Here is a 14,609-nt window from a genome sequence, read left to right on the forward strand (position 1 = left end):
GCTATCGCCTGAGGAACGGCAAAAGCAGCGCAGGGACGGAATCGTTTGATTCGCCTTATTTCAACGCGTTGGCAAGGCTTTTGATCCGTTTCTCGTCCGGCGTAATCACAAGCGTTTTCTGATGATCATAGATGACGAAACCCGGTTTTGCCCCGTTCGGCTTGTGCACGTGACGGATCAAGGTGTAGTCGACGGGTACGCTGCTGGACTCTTTGGCCTGACTGTAATAGGCGGCGAGCATCGCCGCTTCCTCAAGCGTCGCGTCGCCGTATTCGCCGCCGCGGATGACGACGTGCGAGCCGGGAATGTCTTTGGTATGCAGCCACGTATCTCCGGAGCTGGCCAGCTTGTTGGTCAAATATTCGTTTTGCAGGTTGTTTTTGCCGACATAGATTTCGATGCCCTCGGACGACGTAAACACATGCAGCGTAGGACGGTCGTTTTTTTTCTTTTTCTTCGTCTTTTTGCTGCGGTCGCGGAGATATCCCTGCTGGATGAGCTCCTCGCGGATTTCGTCGATGTCGCTCATGGACGCATAGGACAGCTGCTGCAGCAGCTCGTCCATGTAGCGGATTTCTTCCTTTGTTTTCTCCAGCTGCTCTTGAATGACGACGAGGCTGTTTTTGTATTTGTTGTATTTTTTGAAATACCGCTGGGCGTTGTCCGACGGCGTCAGCAGCGGATCGAGCGGGATGGCGACCGTCTTTTGCTCCTCGTCGTAAAAATTGACCAGCTCCGCCGTCTTGTCGCCTTTTTGGATCGTATGCAGCGAAGCGAACAGCAGTTCACCATAGATCCGATACTTGTCGGCATCATCCGCTTCGGCCAGATCTTTGTGCAGGTGATCGAGTTTTTTAATGTTTTTGGAGCGTTCGTTTTGCAAAAAACGCAGCAGGTCGCTCACCTTTTGCTTGACCGTATCCCGTTCGGCCTTTTCCCCGAAATAATCCTCCATGCAGGCGCTGATCGAATCGTAATGCTTGATTTCGTCCTGCAGCAGCGTCAGGTTGACGGCGGAAAAAACGATTTTGCCCTTGGCGTTTGCTCCGGATACCGGCGCGTAATCATGCGTTCGGACGGGCTCCATCACCGAGGCGAAAGCCTCCCATAATGCGGAGCAGCGCGCATACGTCTCCTCCTCGTTTAATTGTGGTTCGGATACCGCCTGGATGCCGGCACGGTGCGCGATTTCCTGGGCGACCAGCGGGCTCACCCCGCTGAACGTATCGACGATCCACGAAACCGGATCCTGCGCGCCGGAGCATTTGACGATAAAATCCTTCCGGTCCGCCGCCAGCGGATCGACCTTATTTTGCTGCGGTGGCTCGGTATAGGCAAACCCCGGCATGACGATCCGGTAGCTGCTGATGCTCGGCGTGACATGGTGAATGCCGTCGAGAATGGTTTCGCTCGCATGGTCGGTCAAGATGATGTTGCTGTGGCGCCCCATCAGCTCGACGATGATTTTTTTGGTCGACACGTCCCCGAGCTCGTCGCGCTGGCGAACCGTCAAATGGATGATGCGTTCCATGCCGACCTGGGCGACGTCCTCGATGATACCGCCTTCGCAATGCTTGCGCATGAGCATGCAAAACATCGGCGCTTCCTGCGGGTTCATGAAACTCCGGTCCGTAAAATGCACGCGCGGGTATGTCGGGTTTGCCGACAACAGCAGCTTGGCGTTGCCTTCGCGCGTGCGCAGGTGAAGCAGCAGATCATGGTCTCCGGGCTGGTATATTTTGCTGATCCGGGCGCCGCGGCATTTCTCCAGCTCGTGCACGATCGCCCTCGTTACGATTCCGTCCAATGACATGTTTTATATCTCCTATCTATCGTATATGTAATAAGTTGGATGATTGCGGGTGACTTGTTCGGATTTTGCGTCATTCGGTACGGCCGATTTATGGATTTCTGCAAAATCCCCTCTTCAAAACCAGTCCTCTCTATGATGCCATAGTTTGCCCAAAAACTTAAGAGGCCCGTGCTGTGATATTTCAGGCCCTGTCCGAATACATTTACGTTAGAACAGGTGGAAAAGCTGTCCGGCGCCTTGCCGGCAGCAGCATAAAGAGCGGGAGGGAAAGGGAAGCATGGAACAAAAAGCATGGCATCAGATGAATGCCGAAGATCTGCAGCAGATTCTGAACGTGCAGTTGCAGCGCGGCCTGACCGAAGAACAGGCTGACGAGCGAAGAAAGCAGCATGGAAGCAACGAGCTGTCCGAAGGCAAAAAGATCTCTTTATTCGCACTGTTTTTGAACCAGTTCAAGGATTTTATGACTCTGGTGCTGATGGGGGCCACCTTGGTGTCCGGCCTGCTGGGCGAATATCTGGATGCCGTTACGATTATTGCCATCATTTTGCTGAACGGAGTGCTGGGGTTTATCCAGGAATTCCGGGCCGAGCGTTCCCTGCGCGCGCTGAAGCAGCTGTCGGCTCCGTCCGCCAAAGTGCTCAGGGAAGGCAGGGTCGTCTCGATTCCGGCGAAAATGCTCGTTCCCGGAGACGTCGTCCTGCTGGAGAGCGGCGATCGGGTTCCGGCCGACGTGCGGTGGCTGGAGACAAGCAGCTGTTACATCGAGGAATCGGCGCTGACGGGCGAATCGGTTCCCGTCGGGAAGCACAGCCAGGCGATATCGGAATCCGAGGTGCCTCTCGGGGATCAGAAAAACCTCGGCTTCATGGGCACGATGATGACGCGCGGCACCGCCAAAGGGATCGTCGTCCGGACCGGCATGGATACGGAGATGGGCAAAATCGCCGACCTGATCCAAAATACCGACACGCAGCAAACCCCGCTGCAGCATCGGTTGGAGCAGCTCGGCAAACTGCTTATTATGCTCGCGCTCGGCCTGACCGTCATGGTCGTGGTGGCGGGCATCCTGCATGGACAGCCCGCGGTCGGCATGTTCCTCGCCGGCGTCAGCCTTGCCGTCGCCGCCATACCGGAAGGGCTGCCGGCCATCGTGACCGTCGCATTGGCGCTTGGCGTGCAGCGGATGATTAAACGGAAGGCGATCGTCAGGAAGCTTCCTTCCGTCGAAACGCTCGGCTGCGCGTCCGTCATTTGCTCGGATAAGACAGGCACTTTGACCCAAAACAAAATGACCGTCACGCGGCTATGGGTCGGCGGCAGGGATCTGGAAGTGACGGGAGACGGGTACGCCCCGACGGGCCAAATTCTCGAAAAGGGCAAAGCCATCGATGTCCGGAACGACCAAGCGCTGCGCCGCCTGCTGCAAATCGGGGCTCTGTGCAACAATGCCGAAATTTACGAGGTGCAGCAGACGGAGCCGAAGGGCAAACGCAAAGGGAAAGAAGAGCCGGCAGGTTCCGTATGGGGGCTTAAAGGAGATCCGACCGAAGGCGCGCTGATCACGTTGTCTTCCAAAATGGGCGTGACCCCGGATTCGTTGTCGGGATTGTACAAACGCGACCAGGAATTCCCCTTCGATTCCGAGCGCAAGCTGATGTCCGTTGTGGTCAGCCATCAAGGCGGCCGGCTGCTGTGCACGAAAGGCGCCCCGGACGTGCTTTTGAACCAGTGCGCTTATATTTTATGGGAAGGAAACGTCGTGCCGTTTACCGCCACCTTGAAGCAAAAAGTGCTGGCGGCCAACGAGCAGATGGCCTCGAACGCGCTCCGGGTGCTGGGGACCGCGTACCGCGACGTACGCGCAAACGATTCGTTGAGCAGCGAAAAGGATGCCGAAAGCCAGCTCGTATTCGTCGGCTTGGCCGGCATGATCGATCCGCCGCGGCGCGAGGTCCGCGACGCGATCAACACCTGCCGCCGCGCCGGCATCAAAACGGTCATGATTACCGGGGACCACGGCACCACGGCGGAGGCGATCGCGCAGCAGCTCAGCATCATGCCCCGCGGCGGGTTGGCGATGACGGGCCAGGAGCTGAACCGGATCGACGATGCGGAGCTGGATTCGAAGGTGGACAACATCTATGTATACTCCCGCGTTTCGCCGGAGCATAAGCTGCGGATCGTGAAGTCGCTGCAGCGCAAAGGCCATGTCGTGGCGATGACGGGAGACGGCGTGAACGACGCGCCGGCGATCAAAGCCGCCGACATCGGCATCGCCATGGGGATCACGGGAACCGACGTTACCAAGGAAGCTTCGGCGCTGGTGCTCAGCGACGACAACTTCTCCACGATCGTTGCGGCGATCGAGGAAGGCCGGAGCATTTACGAAAATATCCGCAAGTTTATCCGCTACCTGCTGGCGTCGAACGTGGGCGAAATTTTGACGATGTTTTTTGCGATGATGCTGGCGCTGCCGCTCCCGCTGCTGCCGATCCAGATTTTGTGGGTCAACCTGGTGACCGACGGCCTGCCGGCGATGGCGCTTGGCGTCGACCAGCCGGAGAAGGATTTGATGGAGCATAAACCGCGCGGCGCGAAAGAAAACATCTTCGCGCGGCGGCTCGGCTGGAAAATCATCAGCCGCGGTTTTTTGATCGGCTTTTGCACGCTGGGAGCCTTCTGGCTGACGCTTCGGATCGATCCCGGCAACGCGGGGCAAATCGCCAAGGCCCAATCGGTCGCGTTCGCCACGCTCGTTTTGGCGCAGCTCATCCACGTATTCGACTGCAGAAGCTCGCGGTCCATTTTCCACCGCAATCCGCTGCAAAACAAATATTTGGTGCTGGCGGTGCTCTCCTCGGTCGTCCTGATGCTAGGCGTCATGTACATCGAGTCGCTGCAGCCGATCTTCAAGACGGTGCCGCTCGGTTTCCGCGAATGGGCGATTTCGATCGTTGCCGCGGGCATTCCGACATTCCTCATGGGCGCGGGCAGCGTTTGGGGCGGCAGACGCCAGAAGCGCAGACGCTTCGTGGCGAAAAGTACAAACATTTCGGCATAAAGTTTATACATTTCAGCCATTCCTTAAGTTATGCTAGGGAACAGAAAAAACAAGCAACTTAAGGAGTGGCAGCAGCCGATGGAATTTACGAAAATGCATGGTCTTGGCAATGACTTTATTGTGATATACGGCGAGCAGGCTCTTCCGGGCAATGCGGCGGAGCTTGCCGTCAAATGGTGCGACCGCTATTTCGGGATCGGGGCCGACGGGCTCGTTTACATCCTGCCGTCCGAGCGGGCGGACTACCGGATGAGAATCATCAATTCGGACGGAAGCGAAGCGGAGCAATGCGGGAACGCGATCCGCTGCGTCGCCAAATACGTATACGACCACGGTTACGTTAAAAGGGAAGAGATCACGATCGAAACGCTCGGAGCCGGCGTGCAAAAGATCGCCATTCAGGCGGAGAACGGCAAGGCGGCGTTGATGACGGTCGATATGGGAGAACCGGTGCTTTCCGGGCTTCGGATCCCGACGACGATCGATGCCGCGCAAGTGGTGGACGTTCCGCTGGAAGCCGATGGTGAAACCTTCCGGTTTACGGCCGTTTCCATGGGCAATCCGCACTGCGTCATTTACGTCGACGACGCTGTTCATTTCGATCTCCATGCCTGGGGGCCGAAGCTGGAAGCGCACCCCCTTTTTCCGAAAAAAGTGAACGTGGAGTTTGCGACCGTGTTGGACCGGAAGACGATCGACATGCGCGTCTGGGAACGGGGAGCGGGCCCCACGCTAGCATGCGGCACGGGAGCTTGCGCGACGCTGGTCTCCTCGGTGCTGAACGGGAAAACGGACCGCGAGGCGGAGGTGCGTTTGAAAGGCGGCAGCCTCTTCATCAAGTGGAACGAGGCGGACAACCGGATCTATATGACGGGGCCGGCCGCGTTCGTGTTCGCGGGACATACCGATCCGGCGGCCTGATGGCCAAAATGACGGGCAACGACGAAAAGCCTGCCGAACGCTCCTTTAGGGGAGCGGTCCGGCAGGCTTTTTTTGTCCTTACGCACCGGCGCAGAGGAGACCGTCGATTCAGTCCGGGCAGGGCAGCCTTTCGCTTTTTGAATTCCTTGCGAACTAGTGGGAATTTGGAGGCATTTGTGATACATTAGATGAAAACTACGGGTTGGGGGAATAACTGATGAAGCCGGATTTGCGAGTGGTGTTGGACAATAAGGTGCTTGTCGGGGACGGCGCGATGGGTACTTTTTTATATCAAATGGGTTTTCCTGTGGGGATTTCGTACGAGGAGCTGAACTTAACTTCGCCGGAGGTCATTCGGGACGTTCACCGGCGTTATGTCGATGCGGGCGCGCAGGTGCTGGAGTCCAATACGTTTTCGGCCAATTTCGATAAACTGTCCAAATACGGGCTGGAATCCAAAGTCGCCGAGATCAACCGGGCCGGCGTGCGGATTGCGCGGGAAGCGGCGGGAGAAGCCGGTTACGTCGTCGGGGCCGTCGGCTCCATCCGCGGCGGCAAACGGACGAACATTTCGAACGCCGAGCTGAAGAAGTATTTCGAGCAGCAGCTGCAGGCGTTATTGTCGGAAGGCGTGGACGGCGTCATGCTCGAAACCTTTTACAATGTCGAGGAGCTGGTGCTCGCTTTGTCCATTACGCGCCGGTTGACCGACATTCCGGTCATCTGCCAGTTTGCGGTCGAGGACGTCGCCAGGACGCTGGACGGCTACACGATGCAAGACGCCTTCCGGATCGTGCAGCAGGAAGGGGCCGACATCATCGGCTTCAACTGCCGCACCGGCCCGAACGGGATTTTGAGCGCGATCAAGTCGCTTGACGGCCATCTGCCGGCCCCGGTTTCGGTTTATCCGAATGCGGGCGTGGCCGATTACGTGGACGGGGAATACCGCTATGGAGCGGGTCCGGAATATTTCGGGCAAATGGCGGTTCAATTTGCCGACGCGGGCGCGCGCATCATCGGGGGCTGCTGCGGCACGACGCCTGCCCATATCGAAGCCATTTCCCGGGCGCTCGGGAATTACGTGCCGCAGCCGGCCGTGTACGAGCCCATCCCCGAGCACGCGGCGCCGGCAATCGTCCTCGAACCCGCCCCGGAAGAAGTTACGGGCAGCCGCGAACCGAACCTGGTCGATTTGGCGAAGCAGCGGCACACGGTCATCGTGGAGCTGGACCCGCCGCGCGACCTGGACATCTCGAAATTTATGCAGGGCGCGCAGCGGCTGAAAGAGGCCGGGGCCGACGCGCTGACGCTTGCCGACAACTCGCTGGCCGTCACGCGCATGAGCAACATGGCGCTCGGCCATCTCGTCCAGGTCGAGACCGGGCTGCGGCCTTTGGTGCATATCGCCTGCCGCGACCGCAACCTGATCGGCACGCAGTCGCACATGATGGGCTTCGACGCCCTCGGGATCGACCACGTGCTGGCCGTGACGGGCGATCCTGCCCGGTTCGGGGATTTGCCGGGCTCGAGTTCGGTGTACGACCTGACGTCGTTCGAAATTATCCGGATGATCAAGCAGCTGAACGAAGGCATTTCCTTCTCCGGGAAACCGCTCAAGCAAAAAGCGAAATTCGTGGTAGGCGCCGCCTTTAACCCGCACGGGAAACATTTGGATAAAGCGGTGGCCCGCCTGGAACGGAAAATCGCCGCCGGCGCGGATTACATCATGACCCAGCCGGTGTACGATCCCGAGCTGATTCGGGCGGTGAGCGAAGCGACCCGTCACCTGGATACGCCGATCTTTATGGGGATCATGCCGCTCGCCAGCGGCAGAAACGCGGAATATTTGCACAACGAAGTGCCCGGCATCCATTTGTCGGACGACGTCCGCAGCCGGATGGCAGGCCTTGAGGGGGAAGAAGGCAGGGCGATGGGCGTTCAGATCGCGAAGGAACTGCTTGATGTCGCAATGGAGCATTTTAACGGGATTTACTTGATGACCCCGTTCATGCTGTATGAAATGAGCGCCCAGCTGATCGAACACGTATGGGCCAAATCCGGCCGCCAATTGTCCCCCTTGTTTCGTTGATCGTAATCAATTACAATAGTGTAATGGATGTGGTGCCGATGTCTTTTAGCATGACCGGATACGGTCGATCCGCCCTTCAGCACGGAGGGCGTAAAGTGGTATTTGAAGTGAAGTCCGTCAATCACCGATACTGCGAAGTCGTGCTTCGTCTGCCGCGTGAGTGGACTTGCTTCGAGGACGCTTTGCGGAGAACGGTGCAGCAGTACGTCAAGCGCGGACGCGTCGATGTGTTCGTCACGAAAGAAGAAGGCGACGACCATGCTCCGCATGCCTTGCTTAACGACCATGCCGTGAAGATGTATCTGCAGGCGGCGCAGGAAATTTCGCAGCGGTACGGCCTCGACGGCGAATTGACCGTGAAGGATTTGTTGTCCTTTCCCGACGTGTGGATCACGCCGGATCACGGCGCTTTCGCGGACGACTCCGACGTGGACGAATGGGGGCCTGTGCTGGAAAAAGGTCTGCGATCCGCCCTGGATGGCCTTACGGCGATGCGAAGCATGGAGGGCAAGCACTTGGCGGCGGACGTGGAGCAGCGGTTAAGCAAGCTGCAAGCTCTGCATGCCGAAATGCTGCAGTTGGCGCCAACAGTAGTCGAGGATTACCGCAATAAGCTCAAACAAAGGCTGTCTGATCTTCATGACGGTTCGTTTGCCTTTGATGAACATAAATTTGGCATGGAAATTGCAATTTTCGCAGACCGTTCCAACATAGATGAAGAACTGATACGGCTGCAGAGCCATTTTGAGCAATGCAAGGGTTTGCTTCGTGCGGATGAACCGGTCGGAAGAAAACTGGATTTTCTGATTCAGGAAATGAACAGGGAAGTCAATACGATTGGATCGAAGGCCAATCATCTGACTCTGGTAAACCGTGTTGTCGAAATGAAGGCGGAGCTGGAAAAAATTCGCGAACAATTGGCCAATATAGAATAAAAGGCGCTTTCGACATAGAACAGGCGAGAGTCAAATGTGTATAGGGGGAAGAACCTGATTATGGCAATCAAACTCATTAACATCGGCTTCGGGAATATTGTGTCGGCTAACCGAATCATTTCCATTGTAAGCCCTGAATCAGCACCCATTAAAAGAATCATTCAGGAAGCAAGAGACCGTCATATGTTGATCGACGCGACATACGGACGCCGGACCCGTGCCGTCATCATTACGGACAGCGATCACGTCATCCTGTCCGCGGTACAGCCGGAAACGGTGGCTCACCGTCTGTCCAGCAAAGACGACGATCATGACGAATAACGAGTTGGGGAGTACTATGTCAAAAGGATTATTGTTTGTTTTGTCCGGGCCGTCCGGAGTTGGGAAAGGAACCGTATGCACCGCGCTGAGAGGCAAACTTCCGGAGCTCGTGTATTCCGTTTCGGCCACGACGCGGAGTCCGCGGCTCGGCGAGGAAGACGGCGTGAATTATTTTTTTAAATCCCGCGAGCAGTTTTTGGAAATGATGCAAAACAACGAGCTGCTGGAATATGCTGAATACGTCGGCAATTATTACGGCACGCCGCGCGATTTCGTGGAAAAAACGCTTGAAAGCGGCAAGGACATCATTTTGGAAATCGAGGTGCAAGGCGCGCTGCAGGTAAAGGAAAAATTCCCGCAAGGCGTCTTTATCTTCCTGCTGCCGCCGTCGCTGGATGAGCTGAAAGACCGGATCGTGGGACGCGGAACGGAAAGCCAGGCGACGATCGATCACCGGATGTCGGTGGCGGTTGACGAAATCGGCCTGATGGAGCATTATGACTATGCCGTCGTCAACGACGAGATCGATTGCGCGTGCAAAAGAATAGAATCGATTATCGTAGCCGAACATTGTAAGGTGAAGCGGTAATCGGAAAGCTCAGCGTAAATATTTTACTTTGGATAAAAGAGGTGGCAGTAACGTGTTGTATCCTTCGATTGATGAAATGATGAACAAGGTCGACAGCAAGTATTCGCTGGTGGTCGCTGCGTCCAAACGCGCCAGACAGCTGCGCGAGGGAGAGAAAACCGAACTGAAAAACCCGCGCTCCCATAAATTCGTCGGCGTGGCGCTTGAGGAAATCTACAATGACATGATCCGTGTCGTGCCTCAGCCCGAAGGGGAACGGGACGAGATCAAGAAGCCTTGACGCTTTAAGATCGGCTTAAACGAAGACGGCCTTCAGCGGTTGCTGAACCAATCTATAACCGAAGGGGGAGGCGGGCTTGCTTTCCTGCCTTCGTGTCCATAGAGTCAGGAACGAATACAACCGCAAGGTTGTATTTTTTTTAAGATAACATCAGATCGACCATCGTATGAACCCCGCAAAGGAATGGAACGGGAACGGAGCGCCGTTTCCGCTTTGTGGGGGTGTTTTTTCTCTATTCCGAAGCGAAAGAGGGCGGATAACTATGTTAAACGGAAAAACGATCGTGCTTGGCGTGACCGGCGGCATTGCGGCATTCAAGGCGGCAAGCCTGTGCAGCAAGCTGGTTCAAAAAGGGGCGGACGTCCATGTCATCATGACATCCTCGGCCAAACAATTCATCACGGAGCTGACGCTGCAAAGCTTGTCCAAAAACGCGGTGTTCAGCGACACGTTCGACGAAAGGGATCCCGCCGTCGTATCCCATATCCGTTTGGCCGATGCGGCCGACCTGGTGCTGATCGCCCCGGCGACGGCCAACATGATCGGCAAAATGGCCCACGGACTGGCGGACGACATGCTGTCGACGACGCTTTTGGCGACGACCGCGCCGGTGATGGTCGCTCCCGCGATGAACGTCCATATGTACGGGCATCCTGCCGTCCAGGAAAACATGAAGACGCTGGATCGGCGGGGCGTCATGATGATCGAACCCGGCGAAGGGTTGCTGGCCTGCGGTTATGTCGGAAAAGGACGGATGGAAGAGCCGGAGACCATCGTGGCCGTGGTCGAGCAATATTTTGCCCGCAAGGAGCAGGCGGAGCCCGGTCTTCTGCAGGGGAAAAAAGTCGTCGTCACCTCCGGCGGGACGATCGAGCGAATTGATCCGGTCCGTTATATCACCAACGACTCCTCCGGAAAAATGGGGTTTGCCATTGCGAAAGCGGCGCGCGAGATGGGGGCGGACGTGCGTTTGATTTACGGGCGCACCGACGTGGCGCCTCCGGCCGGCGTCGACGCCGAGCCCGTTCAATCGGCGGAAGAAATGTACCGGGCCGTGCTGAAGCATTGGGAAAGCAGCGATCTGGTCATTAAAGCCGCGGCGGTGGCGGATTATCGTCCGGCCGAAACGGCAAGCAGCAAAATCAAGAAAAAAGGCGACACGATGACGCTGGAGCTTGTCAAAACGGTCGACATCCTGGAGGAGCTCGGCAAAAGCAAAACGCATCAGTTTTTGATCGGGTTTGCCGCGGAAACCCACGACGTCGAAACGTATGCGAAAGACAAGCTGCGCCGGAAAAACGCAGACTTGATCGTCGCCAACGACGTGACGGCGGAGGGTGCAGGCTTCCGTTCGGACACGAACATCGTGCAGGTGTTTGACGAGGCGGGGCTTGTGGAGCAGATGCCCGTCATGTCCAAAGACGACATCGCGCGGAGGCTGCTTGCGATTGCGGCCGGGCGCATGAAAGAAGCGGGGAACCGATGATGCTGCCGCAAGTGGCCAAAGTCATCGTCGATGTGCCGGTAAAAGATACGGACCGTCCGTTCGATTATTTGATTCCGGAATCGATGCGGGCATGGCTTGAAGTCGGAAGCCGGGTCGGCGTTCCTTTCGGCCACAGGACGGTTCAGGGGTTCGTGGTCGGATTGCAGGATCACCCCTCCCCCGGCGGGATGCGCCTGAAGAGCATACAGGAGGTGCTCGACGTCGTTCCTCCGCTCTCCCCCGAACTCGTCGAGCTTGCGCAATGGATGAGCCAAAGGTACGCCTGTCGCTTCATTACGGCGCTTCAGGTGATGGTGCCGACGGCGCTGAAGGGCAAGGCCGAACGATATATTTCGCTTGGCGATCCCGCGGACCGGACGGAGGAAGAGGACGATTATTCGCTGGTGCGGGTCGTCGCCGAGCCGACGAAAGAAGCAAAAACGATCATGGCTTACGTGGCGCAAAAGGGAGAAGTTCCCGCGCAGCAGCTCAGCCGCCTTTTCCCGGATAGCGCCGAAACGATCAAAACGCTGCTCCGAAAAGGGATTTTGCAGGAAAACCAGTCCATTAAGGACAAGCTGCAAAAGAAAACGCTCAAAGCGGTCGATCTTGCCGTCGAGGCGCATGAGGCGGAAGCCGCTCTGCCGGATTTTCCGGCCAAGGCCCAGCGGCAGCGGGAAGTCCTTCAGTTCATTTTGGAGATGAAAGAGCTGCTCCCCCTCCCGCTAAAAGAGGTTTTGACGACGCTGCAAGTTTCGGCGGCCACCGTCAAAGGGCTGGCGGACAAGGGATTTATCGCGATCGAAGACGTGGAAGTGTTCCGCGATCCGTACCGCGGCCGCCGCTTCAAACCGTCGGAGCCGCTTCGGCTGAACGATGAGCAGCAGCATGCGTACGACAGCATCCGCGATACGCTGGATGCGAGCAGGCACGGCGTATTCCTATTGCACGGCGTGACGGGCAGCGGCAAAACCGAAATTTATCTGCAGACGATCCAGCACTGCATCGGGCAGGGGCGGCAGGCGATCGTGCTTGTCCCCGAAATTTCGTTAACCCCGCAAATGGTGGAGCGGTTCAAAGGGCGGTTCGGCGACCAGGTGGCGGTCATGCACAGCCGCCTTTCCGGCGGCGAGCGTTACGACGAATGGCGGAAAATACGCGAAGGCAAAGTCAAAGTGGCGATCGGGGCCCGTTCCGCCGTGTTTGCGCCCTTTGACCGGATCGGCCTCATCATTATGGACGAAGAGCATGAAACCTCTTATAAACAGGAGGAAAGCCCTAAATACCACGCCCGGGACGTAGCGGTCCGAAGGGCGCGCCAGCACGGTGCGGCGGTCGTGTTGGGTTCGGCGACGCCTTCGCTCGAAAGCTATCACGCGGCCCGTTCCCGGGCGAACGACGAGTTTGCGCCCTTGCTGCTGGAAATGAAACGCCGGGCGCTTGGCAACGAGCTGCCGACGGTACAAATCGTCGATATGCGGGAAGAACTAAAAGAGGGCAATCGCTCCATGTTCAGCCGATCCTTGCATCAGGCTCTCGGGATTCGGCTCGAGCGCGGGGAGCAGACGGTGCTGCTGCTCAACCGCCGCGGTTATTCCACGTTCGTCATGTGCCGCAGCTGCGGGTACGTGGCGGGCTGCCCCGAATGCGATATTTCTCTGACGTATCATCAAAAGTCGAACAATCTCCGCTGCCATTATTGCGGATACGCCGAACCGGCGCCGTCCGTCTGCCCGGAATGCGGCAGCGAGCATATCCGGTATTTCGGAACAGGCACGCAGCGGGTCGAAGAGGAGCTCGCCAAGCTGTTCCCCGGCATCCGGGTCATCCGCATGGATGTCGACACGACGACGGAAAAAGGTTCGCACGAAAAGCTGCTGAAGCAGTTCCGCGACAAAAAGGCGGATGTCCTGCTGGGCACCCAAATGGTCGCAAAGGGACTGGATTTCCCGGACGTGACGCTCGTCGGCGTCATCACCGCCGATTCCGCCCTCAACCTTCCCGACTTCCGGGCAGGGGAAAAAACCTTCCAGCTGCTGACGCAGGTCGCCGGACGGGCGGGAAGGCACCAGCTGAAAGGGGAGGTATTGATCCAGTCCTATACGCCGGACCATTATTCCATCATTCACGCGAGCGGACACGATTATCTCGCTTTCGTTCGGGATGAGCTGAAACACCGCCGCAACCTTCATTATCCGCCGTACTGCCGGCTGATTCTGATCACGCTGTCGCATGAGCAGCTGCCGCTTCTGGTCCGCATGGCGGAAAACATGGTGTCCGTCCTTCAAGGCAAAGCAAGGCAGCGGGGCTGGTTCGGCAGCCTGGATCGGCTGACGGCCGACGCGTTTGACGTGCTTGGGCCGGTCGCTTCGCCCATTCCGAGGATAAAAAATAGATACAGATTTCAATGTATGGTAAAATGGCGTGGGAATATCGACGCTGTCGGCCTCGTCCGCGAGTCGGCGGAGCAGCTGGAGGAGACGGCCCATAACCAGAAACTGCAAATCAGCATTGACGTGGATCCGCAAATGCTGATGTAGCCCTTGTCCCATGCATTGAAACATGAAATGAAAACCATATGGATCATGAAATCCGTACACGAATAAGCATAAGGAAGGTGTCATCATGGCAATCCGCATTATCGTCAAAGAACCCGATGCCGTACTGCATAAAACGGCAAAAGAAGTGAAGGAAATTACCCCGAACGTCAAAAAATTGTTGAACGACATGGCTGAAACGATGTACGACGCCGAAGGCGTAGGCCTTGCCGCCCCGCAGGTCGGCATTCTGAAACGCCTCATCGTCGTGGACGTCGGAGACGAGCACGGCCTGATCAAGATGGTCAATCCGGTCATCCTTGAAAAGGAAGGCGAACAGTTCGGTCCGGAAGGCTGCCTCAGCATCCCCGGCTATAACGGCGACGTGCGCCGCGCCGAGAAGGTGACGGTCAAAGGGCTGGACGAAAACGGCAACGAGCTCACGATTACGGGAACCGGGCTGTTATCCCGCTGCTTCCAGCATGAGATCGACCATCTGGACGGCGTTTTGTTTACGGACATTGCCGAAAAAGTGTACGAGTACGTGCCTGAACGTTCCGGAAGGGAGTAATGC

11 protein-coding genes are annotated in these 14,609 nt (G+C 57.1%); 10 read left to right on the plus strand and 1 reads right to left on the minus strand.

Annotation, left to right across the window (positions count from 1 at the left end):
* Window positions 1-55: 55 nt before the first annotated feature.
* Window positions 56-1,813 carry an Rqc2 family fibronectin-binding protein gene (locus tag GQY55_RS10145; protein WP_160040893.1) on the minus strand — a complete coding sequence of 586 codons (1,758 nt, stop codon included), beginning with the start codon at window positions 1,811-1,813 and terminating at the stop codon, window positions 56-58.
* A gap of 277 nt (window positions 1,814-2,090) precedes the next feature.
* Here GQY55_RS10145 and GQY55_RS10150 point away from each other — a divergent pair, with 277 nt between their 5' ends.
* The 10 genes from GQY55_RS10150 (at window position 2,091) to def (ending at window position 14,606) form a co-directional block, all read left to right on the plus strand.
* Window positions 2,091-4,877, plus strand: coding sequence for a calcium-translocating P-type ATPase, SERCA-type (locus GQY55_RS10150; protein WP_160040895.1), 2,787 nt, complete (start codon window positions 2,091-2,093; stop codon window positions 4,875-4,877).
* 78 nt (window positions 4,878-4,955) lie between these two features.
* On the plus strand, window positions 4,956-5,798 hold the full coding sequence (gene dapF, locus GQY55_RS10155; RefSeq protein ID WP_160040897.1) for a diaminopimelate epimerase: 843 nt from the start codon (window positions 4,956-4,958) through the stop codon (window positions 5,796-5,798).
* A 217-nt stretch (window positions 5,799-6,015) separates the two neighbouring features.
* Window positions 6,016-7,887, plus strand: coding sequence for a bifunctional homocysteine S-methyltransferase/methylenetetrahydrofolate reductase (locus GQY55_RS10160; RefSeq protein ID WP_160040899.1), 1,872 nt, complete (start codon window positions 6,016-6,018; stop codon window positions 7,885-7,887).
* Window positions 7,888-7,925: 38 nt separating this feature from the next.
* Entirely contained in the window at window positions 7,926-8,822 is an 897-nt protein-coding gene (locus GQY55_RS10165; RefSeq protein WP_160040901.1) for a YicC/YloC family endoribonuclease, read from the plus strand.
* Window positions 8,823-8,882: 60 nt separating this feature from the next.
* Window positions 8,883-9,143, plus strand: a complete 261-nt coding sequence (gene remA / locus GQY55_RS10170; RefSeq protein ID WP_036707683.1) for an extracellular matrix/biofilm regulator RemA — start codon at window positions 8,883-8,885, stop codon at window positions 9,141-9,143.
* A gap of 16 nt (window positions 9,144-9,159) precedes the next feature.
* Window positions 9,160-9,732 (plus strand): guanylate kinase, encoded by a 573-nt coding sequence (gene gmk, locus GQY55_RS10175; RefSeq protein WP_160040903.1) that lies wholly within the window; start codon window positions 9,160-9,162, stop codon window positions 9,730-9,732.
* 52 nt (window positions 9,733-9,784) lie between these two features.
* Entirely contained in the window at window positions 9,785-10,012 is a 228-nt protein-coding gene (gene rpoZ, locus GQY55_RS10180) for a DNA-directed RNA polymerase subunit omega (RefSeq protein WP_160040905.1), read from the plus strand.
* Window positions 10,013-10,274: 262 nt separating this feature from the next.
* Window positions 10,275-11,498, plus strand: coding sequence for a bifunctional phosphopantothenoylcysteine decarboxylase/phosphopantothenate--cysteine ligase CoaBC (gene coaBC, locus GQY55_RS10185; RefSeq protein ID WP_160040907.1), 1,224 nt, complete (start codon window positions 10,275-10,277; stop codon window positions 11,496-11,498).
* Window positions 11,498-14,038, plus strand: coding sequence for a primosomal protein N' (gene priA, locus GQY55_RS10190; RefSeq protein WP_160041556.1), 2,541 nt, complete (start codon window positions 11,498-11,500; stop codon window positions 14,036-14,038). The genes coaBC and priA overlap by 1 nt, the downstream gene beginning before the upstream one ends.
* An 85-nt stretch (window positions 14,039-14,123) precedes the next feature.
* A complete protein-coding gene (gene def, locus GQY55_RS10195) occupies window positions 14,124-14,606 on the plus strand; it encodes a peptide deformylase (protein WP_160040909.1) in 483 nt (160 codons plus the stop codon).
* The last annotated feature ends 3 nt before the right edge of the window (window positions 14,607-14,609 follow it).

The organism is Paenibacillus sp. USDA918EY, assembly GCF_009870825.1.
Classification (GTDB): Bacteria; Bacillota; Bacilli; order Paenibacillales; family Paenibacillaceae; genus Paenibacillus_AQ; species Paenibacillus_AQ albilobatus.

What these genes read in the sequence shown, in the direction of transcription:
- gmk (WP_160040903.1), top strand. Translation starts at nt 9,160, where the DNA reads ATGTCAAAAGGATTATTGTTTGTTTTGTCCGGGCCGTCCGGAGTTGGG.
- GQY55_RS10145 (WP_160040893.1), bottom strand. Translation starts at nt 1,813, where the DNA reads ATGTCATTGGACGGAATCGTAACGAGGGCGATCGTGCACGAGCTGGAG.
- GQY55_RS10150 (WP_160040895.1), top strand. Translation starts at nt 2,091, where the DNA reads ATGGAACAAAAAGCATGGCATCAGATGAATGCCGAAGATCTGCAGCAG.
- def (WP_160040909.1), top strand. Translation starts at nt 14,124, where the DNA reads ATGGCAATCCGCATTATCGTCAAAGAACCCGATGCCGTACTGCATAAA.
- coaBC (WP_160040907.1), top strand. Translation starts at nt 10,275, where the DNA reads ATGTTAAACGGAAAAACGATCGTGCTTGGCGTGACCGGCGGCATTGCG.
- priA (WP_160041556.1), top strand. Translation starts at nt 11,498, where the DNA reads ATGCTGCCGCAAGTGGCCAAAGTCATCGTCGATGTGCCGGTAAAAGAT.
- GQY55_RS10165 (WP_160040901.1), top strand. Translation starts at nt 7,926, where the DNA reads ATGTCTTTTAGCATGACCGGATACGGTCGATCCGCCCTTCAGCACGGA.
- GQY55_RS10160 (WP_160040899.1), top strand. Translation starts at nt 6,016, where the DNA reads ATGAAGCCGGATTTGCGAGTGGTGTTGGACAATAAGGTGCTTGTCGGG.
- remA (WP_036707683.1), top strand. Translation starts at nt 8,883, where the DNA reads ATGGCAATCAAACTCATTAACATCGGCTTCGGGAATATTGTGTCGGCT.
- dapF (WP_160040897.1), top strand. Translation starts at nt 4,956, where the DNA reads ATGGAATTTACGAAAATGCATGGTCTTGGCAATGACTTTATTGTGATA.